The organism is Hydrotalea sp., assembly GCA_030054115.1.
Classification (GTDB): domain Bacteria; phylum Pseudomonadota; class Alphaproteobacteria; order JASGCL01; family JASGCL01; genus JASGCL01.
On the sequence record JASGCL010000045.1, the window covers coordinates 411 to 8566 of the forward strand.

An 8156-nucleotide genomic window follows, 5' to 3' on the forward strand; every position below is an offset into this window, starting at 1 on the left:
CGAAGTGATAGCGCAAACAAATAGGGCGAATATATTGCCCTCAAGCAGCGAAGCGTGCCCTCAAGTAACGAAGTGATAGCGCAAACAAATAGGGCGAATATATTGCCCTCAAGCAGCGAAGCGATAGGGCGAATATATTGCCCCCCAGCATAAATATAAATGCAATTTTTGATATATTTTGTATTGACATTTCTTATAAAAATTGTTTATAGAGACAGGTATTTTAAACCAAAAGTTTAATTTACAAAAAAATCTATTATTATTACAGGTTTTATAGAATCTGGAGGAATAATAGAGGACACACTAACCAAGTGGGACGGGAAGAAACATGAAGGAAGATGATAAAAAAAATCATAAAAAACAAAAGCATAGCAATGGTTGCTATGGCTATTGTTGGTATGGCTAGCAATGGTGGCCTAAATAATGCCATGGCCCAGACCAAAAAAGGCGTTGGCTTGACTATTGCTCCTCAAATTGGTTACGCTTATAACAGCGGAAGCCATTTTGGCTATGGTGCAAATATCGGTTACACCCATAAATCAGGTTGGGGCGTGTCTGCTGACTACTTTGGTTATGGGGGTTCTGCTTACAATGCGGTAACTCTATCGCCAACTTACAAGTTTGCTCTCGACAAAAATGGCGAATTTGCTATTAAGGTCGGTCTCGGCGTTGGTGCAAGCTTTAGCGAGCAATCAACCACAAGTGTTGCAACTACGGGCGCAATTAAGATTGCAGGAGGGGCAGGCTATAGCAATGGTGTTGTTACTTATTTTGATTCGGAGGGAGAAACGTCTATCGGGAATGCTTTTTTAACAAACAAAGTAGTAGGCGCGGGGGGACTCGGGGGCACGAATCCTACCGATACCGAAATTGCAACTGTGATAAAGGGTGGTGGATATTCTGTTTATCAACACTCAGCGCATAACGTTGTTACAAAACCTCCCATTGCTTCTGGTGTGTGGCAAGATGTTTTTGGGCATACAGCCACTAAAGCAGGGGTAGATACCTTGCTAAGCGCTAACGGTAAGACAGCAGGTTTTGCATCCGGCACGGCAGTGGAAATGAAATCTAATGTTTGGGATTCATTATCAGCTGAAGATCAGGATTTTCTTATAACTAATCAATTAGTTACTAATCAAATAGCATTGCAAGCTACGACACAAGAACCTACACAACCACAAACCCAAGCACAAATCCTTGCTTCTACAGGTGAAACAACAACTGAAACAAAAACCAGTTTTGTTTTTGCTCCAAAAATCTCGTTTGAATATAATAAGGGGTTATTACATTCAAGCATTTCTGTAGCATACTTGACACCATCGGCAGTGTTTATTAACGCGGGGTTGGGGGTTAATTTTTAAACAATCGTTTTAAAAATTTTCTTTTGAATTAAAAGGCGGTTGGGTTTTCCAACCGCCTTTTTTTTATGCAAAAATTTTGCCCTTAGCGCAAATCGTCGATGAGGATGCGTTTTTTACCACGTGTGAGATACCAATAACCCCAGCCGTTGCAACTGGCCATCTGTTCCAATCGCGCTGGCAATTGGTGAATGCTCCCCATCAGCTGTTTGTTTTTGTTATCGTTGCCACTGGTGCTATTGGTTGTTGGCGTCGCGCCGAGGGCGCGTAGCGAACCATCAACCATTACCTTGGCGCGGTATTTGTTATGGTGGCTGACCAATTCGTCGCCGGGTTTTATCACCCCCTGCTCGACCAAGGTGCCAAAGGCGATGCGTTTTTGCTTCGCCGGGCTTTGTGCAATTTCCAAATGGTCAAGCGCGATGGGTTTGACGCTGGCCAAACGCGACCGGCTGATGGCGACGTATTTTTCTTCCCGTTCGAACCCAATGTAATGGCGGCGCAATTTTTTTGCCACCGCCAGGGTGGTGCCACTGCCGGCAAATGGGTCGAGCACGACATCGCCCACCGAACTGGTGGCCATGATAACCCGCTGGAGCAGGCTTTCGGGTTTTTGCGTTGGGTGGGCGGCGGTGGCCTTGGTGCTGTGCTTGCCATCTTGCAAATTATTGGTGATGGTTTTAATCCGCTCGCCGCCCGAACATATCGGTAAATACCAATCGGAACGCATTTGCAAATCGTCGTTCAGGGTTTTCATCGCGTGGTAATGAAATTGGTATTTGGCGGGCTTGCTCTTGCTTGCCCAAATTAATGTTTCGTGGGCGTTGGTAAAACGTCGCCCCTTAAAATTTGGCATCGGATTGTGCTTTATCCACACGATGTCGTTTAATATCCAAAAACCCAAATCTTGCAAAATTTTTCCGACGCGAAATATATTATGGTAACTGCCAATCACCCACAGGCCGCCATCGGGTTTTAACAACCCGCGCATCGCCGTCAGCCATTCGGTGGTAAATCGGTCATAGGCGGCGAAATCAGAAAACTTGTCCCAATCGTCATGCACGCCATTGACCAACGATTGGTTGGGGCGGTGCAGGGTGTTTTGCAATTGCAAATTATAGGGCGGGTCGGCGAATATCAAATCGACCGATTCGGGTGCAATTTTTTTGGCCAGGGCGATGGCATCGCCCAGCATAATGGTATCGATTGGCGCGGCGGGGTTCTTGGTTGGGACGTTGTTCGGCATGACAGGCAACTTTGCAAAATTCGTGCCCGCCGCCCGCGCCATTGCCAATCGCGGACTTTTTTTTTAGTTGTTGTTAATTTGATTGTCGCAATTGGTCAGTGATGTATAATCATCATTAGGGGTATGGAATTTCTATAGGGATTGACTTTGGGGAAAAGAAAGGGTAGGCAACGCGTGAAACATAAGAAAGGGACATTAATGAAGTTGTTTCTTCATCATTTTTTTAGTCGTAATGCAATTATCGCGCGCCCGGGTTATAACCGTTGGCTGGTGCCGCCCTGTGCCCTGGCGGTGCATTTGTCGATTGGCATGGCCTATGGATTTTCGGTTTTTTGGTTACCCTTATCGCGCGCGGTCGGCATCGACCATGTTGAGGCCTGCCCCAGCGGCACCAGCCTGTGGCAAGAAATTTTCTTAACCGATTGCGATTGGCGGGTGTCGACCCTGGGGTGGATATTTACCCTGTTCTTTTTATTTCTTGGTTTTTCGGCGGCGGTGCTTGGTCGGTGGGTCGAACGGGTTGGGCCGCGCAACACCGGTTTTGTCGCCGCCCTTTGTTGGGCCGGTGGGTTGTTGATATCGGCCCTGGGGGTGGAATTGCACCAGGCCTGGCTGATGTGGCTTGGTGCCGGCGCGCTCGGCGGTATTGGGCTGGGGTTGGGTTATATATCGCCGGTGTCGACCCTGATGAAATGGTTCCCCGACCGGCGCGGCATGGCGTCGGGCCTGGCCATTATGGGGTTTGGCGGCGGCGCAATGATTGGCAGTCCGCTGGCAAATTTATTGATAGGCCATTTTGCCTCGGCCACGTCGGTCGGCGTGGCGCAAACGCTGGTCGTGCTGGCGGTGGTATATTATATTTACATGACGGTGGGGGCGTTTTTTTATCGCGTGCCGGCCGATGATTGGCGGCCAAAAAATTTTCAAGTCAAACAAGACGGCGATAAAAAAATGATAAGCCGCCACGATATTCATGTCGAGGATGCGTTTCGCACCAAACAATTTTGGTTGATGTGGTTGGTGCTGTTTTGCAACGTGGCGGCCGGCATCGGGTTGATAGGCATGGCATCGCCGATGTTACAAGAAATCTTTGCCGGCCAATTGCTCGGCGTGGCGAAGGATTTCAACGACCTGTCGGGCGATGAAAAAAAACAAATCGCCACCATCGCCGCCGGCTTTACCGGCTTGATTAGCCTGTTTAACATCATCGGGCGATTTGCCTGGTCGTCGGCGTCTGACAAAATTGGGCGCAAGGCAACCTACAGCATTTATTTTATTCTTGGTTTTGTGCTTTATGCCTGCCTGCCCAGCGCGAGCCATTTTCAGTTATTGTGGGGGTTTGTTCTGGCGGTCGGCGTGATTGTGTCGATGTATGGCGGCGGTTTTTCGACCATTCCGGCTTACCTGTCTGATATTTTTGGCACCAAGATGGTTGGCGCGATCCATGGCCGGTTGTTAACCGCCTGGGCGATGGCGGGTATTTTTGGTCCGGTGATTGTCAATTACATGCGCGAATATCAACTCCATTTGGGTTTTTCCTCGGCCGAGTCCTATAACCAAACGATGTATATTTTGGCGGGGTTTTTGGTGGTGGGTTTGGTTGCCAATTTATTTATTTATCCGGTGGCGATGTCGGTGGTGCAATCATCGCTTAAGAAATTTACCATGTTGGATAAGGTTGCCAATGCGGCAAAAAAACTTGGCAAGGAAATTATCGTGGAGGCAAAGGGCTTGATGGGTTCGGCCGGTGGGGGAGCAACCGATATTGTCGCGTTGCAAAAACGCGACAAATGGCAAAGCGCCGGACATGCCGCGACCTTGGCCGTGGCATGGGGGTTGGTGTTGTTGCCCTTGGCCTGGGGTTTTTATCAAACAATGGTGGCGGCGGTTAAAATCTTCGGCTAATATCGACCAATCATGAATGTTAAAATGAACGGGCGAGGCGACCTAGCCGCGCCGGCCATGCCCCAGCAAGCCGCGCCGCAAACCGCGACCGATGCGGCCAATTTTTTTTTCGATTACGACCTGCCGCCCGCGCTCATCGCCCAGCACCCGACCACACCGCGCGAGCAGGGGCGGTTGTTGCTGTATCGCGATGGTGTCTATGACGACCATGTGGTGGGCGACCTGCCGCAATTATTACCGGACAATAGCGTGGTCGTGTTTAACAACAGCCGGGTTATTCCGGCAAAATTGACCGGGCGTATTGCGCGGGCAAAGGCGGAAAGAATCATCGATGTTAATTTGGTGCGGGCGGAAAAAATCGGCGAAAGATTTTTGTGGCAAGCCATGGTGCGGGGTTTAAAAAAAATTGCGGTCGGCGATGATATTAATTTTGCCCCGGGTGGCGACGTGACGGGCAACGCGGCGCAGAATTTCACCGCCCGCGTGGTGGAAAAATTGCCGAGCGGTTTGGCCAAGTTGGAATTTCACGACCAAAAAAATTTTTGGCATAATTTGGAACAACATGGCCAGATGCCGATTCCGCCCTACCTTAAGCGAAGCCCCGATGACGCCGATAAATTGGATTATCAAACTATCTTTGCCGAAAAAAATGGCTCGGTGGCCAGCCCGACCGCCAGCCTGCATTTTACCGAAAAATTGAAACAACAATTGTTGGCGCGTGGCATTATGTTTTTGCCGGTGACGTTGCATGTTGGGCTGGGAACTTTTTTACCGATTAAGGGCGATATCAAGGACCATGTCATGCACCAAGAATGGGGGGTTATCGACGCCGATACGGTGGCGCAATATAATCGCGCAAGGGCGGAGGGCAAAAAAATTATCGCCCTGGGCACCACCAGTTTGCGCCTGTTGGAATCGGCGATTGATAAAGACGGGCGGTTGCGCCCGTTCGACGGCGCGACCGATATTTTTATCAAACCGCCATACCGCGTTACATCGGCCGATTATTTGCTGACCAATTTTCACCTGCCCCATTCGACCTTGCTATTATTAGTGAATAGTTTTATTGGCGCGGGGGCAACCAAAAAATTATACGAAACGGCGATTGCCCGTGGCTATCGTTTTTATTCCTATGGGGATGCCTGTTTATTAAAACAGCCATAAAGATGTTTGTTAAAACAGAAATAAAAATATTTGTTAAAACGGGCGCGAGCATAAGAAAATGAAATTTACCTTAGAAAAAGAAAATCAATTTGGCCGCCTCGGGCTGGTGCAAACCGCCCATGGGGTTTTTCAAACCCCGGCCTTCATGCCGGTCGCGACCCAGGGGGCGATGAAGGCCATGCGTATCAACGACCTGGCCACCACCGGCGCGGGGATTATTCTGGGCAATAGCTATCATTTGTTTTTGCGGCCTGGGCTTTCGGTTATCGAACAACATGGCGGGTTGCACCAATTCATGAATTGGGCGGGGCCGATATTGACCGATTCGGGCGGCTTCCAAGTGATGAGCCTGTCGAAACTAACCACCATTACCGACGACGGGGTGTGGTTTCGCTCGCCCATCGACGGTGCGAAACATTTTTTTACACCGGCGTTGGTGATGGATATTCAAAAAAAATTGGGTAGCGACATCAGCATGGTGTTCGACCAATGTATCAGCTACCCCAACGACAAAAAATTGGTGGCGGCGGCGATGAAAAAATCGATGGCCTGGGCCAAAATATGCCGCGATGTTTTTGTCGAACGGCCGGGTTATGGCGTTTTTGGTATTGTCCAGGGTGGGGTGCATGGCGATTTGCGCCAAGAATCATGCAATGATTTATTGCCGATGGATTTTCACGGCCTGGCGATTGGCGGCCTGGCGGTGGGGGAGGGGCAGGAAATGATGCTGGCCACGCTTGACCACGCCCTGCCCCATTTGCCAAAAAACAAACCACGTTATTTAATGGGGGTGGGCAAACCCGATGATATTATGAAATCGGTGGCGCGCGGGGTTGATATGTTCGATTGCGTTTTGCCGGCGCGGTCGGGCCGCCATGGCCAGGTTTTTGTGCGCGGCCCCAATGGCGCGGATGATTTTGAAAATTACCAAACCATCAATATCAAAAACAACGAACACCGCACGGCCATGGTGCCGCTGGATAAACATTGCCCATGCCCGGCGTGCCGTGATTACACCCGTGCTTACCTTAACCATTTATTCCATGCTGGCGAATTTTTATCGCATATTTTGTTGACTTGGCACAACCAGCTGTTTTATCAGGACATGATGCAATTTTTACGGGGTAGAATAAATAATGCAAAAACAGAGGGTTTTTCGGGGGCGTCAGCAATATAAGAACGGGGCAGGCCGCGCGACGAGCGATGGCGCAGGTTACGGCGCAATGGGTGGTGTCATGTCGCCGGCACGCACTGGTGCGATTTTTTACCTGGCGGTGCCACTGCTGGTATTTTTTCTGTCGTTCGTGAATTGGTGGTTGGCGGTGCCGGCGGCGTTATTGATGCTGTATTTGTTTTACAAATTAGTAATAAACACCGACTGGCAAATATTGTGGCGCGGGTTAAAAAAACCAACCTGGCAAACCTATTATCTGCTGGGTTTAACTTTTCTGTGGTGTTACATCAGCGGTTACATCGGCCATGGCGGTGGGCATTTGGGCACCGGTCAACCAGGCGATTGGTATAAACATTATGCGGTGATAAATTTTTTGCGCGACAATTGGTCGTTGCGTGGCAATGTTGTGCCGCTGGGTGATGTTACCCTGCGCTATTATTTGGGTTATTACCTTGTCCCCACTGGATTGTTGCATTTTTTCCCGTGGGTGTTTGGTTGGTTGGGGGCGCGGGCGATGCTCGCCCTGTGGACAATGCTTGGCGTGTTTTTGTTTTTTAATTTATTGCGCGAGGCAAACCCCGATAAAAAAACAAACAACAGATGGCTGGTCGTCGCGCCACTTGTTTTTATGTTTTTTAGCAACCTTGGTTTTTTTGGCGGGCTTTTTTATCATTATGATGTCACCGTGGTTCCTCATCATTACGAAGCATGGTCATGGGCGATTGGTTTCCCCGAATACTCATCTCATGCCACATTGCTTACCTGGGTGCCACAACATGCCCTGTCGCCATGGTTGGGGTTGGGTATTTTGTGGCCGATGCTTTTTAATAAACTCGATAATAAAACAAATGCTATTCATGTTATTTCTTATCTCGGCCTGTTGGCGTCGGCGATGTTATTTTGGTCGCCCTTTTCTTTTTTGGGGTTGGCTCCCTTTATGATGGTTGTTGGTTGTCGCTATATTTTTTTACAACCCATCAATATAAAAACCATAAAGCATCGACTACCCGATATTTTACATTGGCAAAACATCGCTGGGTTATTACTACTTGCCTTGCCGGTCTTAATTTATTTGCATGCCGGTGGCGGTGGTAATTTTTTGGGTTGGAGTGGCTATATATTTAAAATTGGTCTTTTCTTTTTTTCATATATGGTGCCAATGATAATAATTATTTATTATTATTTTATCGACCCACAGGGCAAAAAAGATATGGGCAAAGAAAGCAAAATAACATTGTTCGCCATTTTATTAATAATGATATTGATGTTGATGAAAATCCTGCCTGAATTGGGCAGTGAATTTATTCGC

6 protein-coding genes are annotated in these 8156 nt (G+C 48.5%); 5 read left to right on the plus strand and 1 reads right to left on the minus strand.

All coding sequences use genetic code 11. The features are described from left to right. The first annotated feature begins 338 nt into the window (after nucleotides 1–338). Entirely contained in the window at nucleotides 339–1361 is a 1023-nt protein-coding gene (locus tag QM529_06840; protein MDI9314370.1) for a hypothetical protein, read from the plus strand. A gap of 82 nt (nucleotides 1362–1443) precedes the next feature. Here the strand turns inward: QM529_06840 and QM529_06845 are convergent, their stop codons facing one another. Beyond that, the gene (locus QM529_06845) at nucleotides 1444–2604 is read right to left on the minus strand and encodes a DNA methyltransferase (protein ID MDI9314371.1); all 1161 of its coding nucleotides are present in this window, start codon (nucleotides 2602–2604) and stop codon (nucleotides 1444–1446) included. A 198-nt stretch (nucleotides 2605–2802) separates the two neighbouring features. Here QM529_06845 and QM529_06850 point away from each other — a divergent pair, with 198 nt between their 5' ends. The 4 genes from QM529_06850 to QM529_06865 form a co-directional block, all read left to right on the plus strand. Continuing rightward, nucleotides 2803–4509 carry an OFA family MFS transporter gene (locus QM529_06850; GenBank protein ID MDI9314372.1) on the plus strand — a complete coding sequence of 569 codons (1707 nt, stop codon included), beginning with the start codon at nucleotides 2803–2805 and terminating at the stop codon, nucleotides 4507–4509. 12 nt (nucleotides 4510–4521) lie between these two features. Then, the gene (queA, locus tag QM529_06855) at nucleotides 4522–5673 is read left to right on the plus strand and encodes a tRNA preQ1(34) S-adenosylmethionine ribosyltransferase-isomerase QueA (GenBank protein ID MDI9314373.1); all 1152 of its coding nucleotides are present in this window, start codon (nucleotides 4522–4524) and stop codon (nucleotides 5671–5673) included. Nucleotides 5674–5731: 58 nt separating this feature from the next. Beyond that, nucleotides 5732–6850, plus strand: a complete 1119-nt coding sequence (gene tgt, locus QM529_06860) for a tRNA guanosine(34) transglycosylase Tgt (protein MDI9314374.1) — start codon at nucleotides 5732–5734, stop codon at nucleotides 6848–6850. Next, the coding region (locus QM529_06865; protein MDI9314375.1) for a hypothetical protein at nucleotides 6810–8156 on the plus strand (1347 nt) is incomplete at its 3' end. The genes tgt and QM529_06865, both read left to right, overlap by 41 nt.